The sequence below is a fragment of the Thermostichus sp. MS-CIW-26 genome, assembly GCF_054059115.1.
Genome location: NZ_JBSSBV010000084.1, coordinates 1 through 1,777, shown reverse-complemented (window position 1 = coordinate 1,777; position 1,777 = coordinate 1). Strand labels below are relative to the sequence as shown.

The following is a 1,777-nucleotide window of genomic DNA, read 5'->3' as shown; positions in this document are numbered from 1 at the left end:
AGGGGATGCGGATTTGAATGGTGCGAATGTGATTGCGCTTTTGGGGGCTGCTGTAAACCAGCCTAGAGGTTCGGGCTTGTTTTGTTCTCTGGTAGAGCATAACAGGCTCAGGGCTACTGAAAGCCTGCTCCGTACCGCTTTAGCGGTCGGTGTCGGGTAGTTTACATGACCTCTGTCGAGGGATCCAGTGGGGCTGTGACTGGCTTGTCGGGATCCCTGTGTATGATGGGAAAAAGAGTTTAAGAAACGTAACGTGTCTTCTCCGCTATCGCAGGCAGTTATTTTGATCACAGGGGCAACAGGGGGTATCGGCAGCGTCCTGGTGCCCATGCTGGCTCAGGCCGGATCCCATCTGGTGTTGGCCGCTCGGCGAGAAGAGCCCCTGCGAGCTCTGGTGGAGAAATCAGCCTCTTTGGGGGCTGCCTCTGGATTGGGGATCCCTACTGATGTGACGGACTATGCCCAGGTAGAGGCACTGGTCAACCAAACGGTGCAAAAGCATGGGCGCATTGACGTGCTGATTAACCTGGCCGGGGCCGGGATCCTGAAGCCTGCTCCCCAGCTAACCCCCGCGGACCTGGAGCGAATGCTGGCGGTCAACCTGAAGGGCAGCTTCTACACCAGCCAACTGGCTGCCAACCCCATGCGGGAGCAAAAATCCGGCCACATCCTCAATTTTCCCGGCGTCCTTGGACGTTATCCCATGGCGATGGCCTCTGCTTACTGTGCGGCCAAGTTTGGGGTGGTCGGGTTTAGCAAGTGCATGGCCGATGAGCTGAAGCGCTTTGGGGTCAGATTTACGCTGTTTTACTTCGGGGGCATCGACTCACCCTTCTGGGATCCCATCAGCCTGAAGGTGCAACGAGACAAGATGCTCAGCCCTGCCACGGCTGCGGAAGCCATCTGCTTTGCCCTTACAGCGCCCGCTGGTGCTGTACCGAGCGAGATAGTGTTGCAGCCGGAAAGCCACCAATTCCTTTGACCAAGTGTTTTGCCGTCCTTTTGCTGGGGTTGAGGCGGCAGCAGCTTGTCTTTTGGTGAAACAAGCGCTCGAGTTTCTCTCTTGGGCTCCCCCCGTCTCAATCTTGCTCTCTGCAGCCCAAAGCGCCAGCAGGGATCCTCATTTCTTGGCGGCAACGTTGGATCAGATCTCCCGACACCCCCACCAACCGTCCTAGCCATTCGTCCGGCACAGAAGCAAGCAACGCCGGCCCAAACTGCTGATGAAGATGCTGCCAGAGAAGGGTAGCCCGCCGCCGGCTGGGGTAAGCCTCTGTCAACTTTTGCAGGATCTCGGTGCTGCGAGCGCGACGACGATAGCCCCACTGACGCTCCAAAAAAGTGGCAGGGGCCTGCAGATACACTTGGCCAAAAGGACTCCGTCCCGCTTACGCGATCGGCAAAACCGCTCGGCAATCGCGATCGATGGCCAGGCCAACGGCTGCACCAAACTCCAGCAGCTCGACAATATGAGCTTTCTCCAGCAACAGCCCATGGGATCCCATTCCCTTAACCAGCCAAACCTGACCGCTGCGTACCTGCTCCAGAAGGGTAGAGGGATCCCGAAGCCCAGCCCAGAGTGGCGGTTCAACCTGCTTTCCAGGGCACGTCTGACCCGTACAGCCCAGTGAGTCAGAGCCGTTGATGGGTGTGGGGGTGCTGTTTGATGTTGTCGGCATCCTTCACCTGATACATTTACGCTGAACACTGCTGAACATCACTGTTCAACTATGCAGCGATAGCATTCTGTTTGTTTCCATTCGCGTTAGCGGGACGG

General features: G+C 57.5%; 3 protein-coding genes and 1 pseudogene. 2 read left to right on the top strand and 2 right to left on the bottom strand.

Annotation, left to right across the window (positions count from 1 at the left end; translation table 11 throughout):
- Together ACVWZU_RS14330 and ACVWZU_RS14325 are read left to right on the top strand one after the other, a co-directional pair.
- A pseudogene (locus ACVWZU_RS14330) lies at window positions 1-160 on the top strand (RNA-guided endonuclease TnpB family protein); the annotation flags it as partial.
- 93 nt (window positions 161-253) lie between these two features.
- Complete coding sequence (locus ACVWZU_RS14325; protein ID WP_011433499.1) at window positions 254-982, top strand: SDR family oxidoreductase; 729 nt, start codon at window positions 254-256, stop codon at window positions 980-982.
- A gap of 97 nt (window positions 983-1,079) precedes the next feature.
- On the opposite strand, the gene ACVWZU_RS14320 is transcribed toward ACVWZU_RS14325, so the two are convergent.
- Both ACVWZU_RS14320 and ACVWZU_RS14315 read right to left on the bottom strand, forming a co-directional pair.
- Window positions 1,080-1,364 (bottom strand): hypothetical protein, encoded by a 285-nt coding sequence (locus ACVWZU_RS14320; protein WP_414421520.1) that lies wholly within the window; start codon window positions 1,362-1,364, stop codon window positions 1,080-1,082.
- A gap of 24 nt (window positions 1,365-1,388) precedes the next feature.
- A complete protein-coding gene (locus ACVWZU_RS14315) occupies window positions 1,389-1,679 on the bottom strand; it encodes a hypothetical protein (protein ID WP_457445571.1) in 291 nt (96 codons plus the stop codon).
- Between the last annotated feature and the right edge of the window lie 98 nt (window positions 1,680-1,777).

What these genes read in the sequence shown, in the direction of transcription:
- ACVWZU_RS14315 (WP_457445571.1), bottom strand. Translation starts at nt 1,679, where the DNA reads ATGCCGACAACATCAAACAGCACCCCCACACCCATCAACGGCTCTGAC.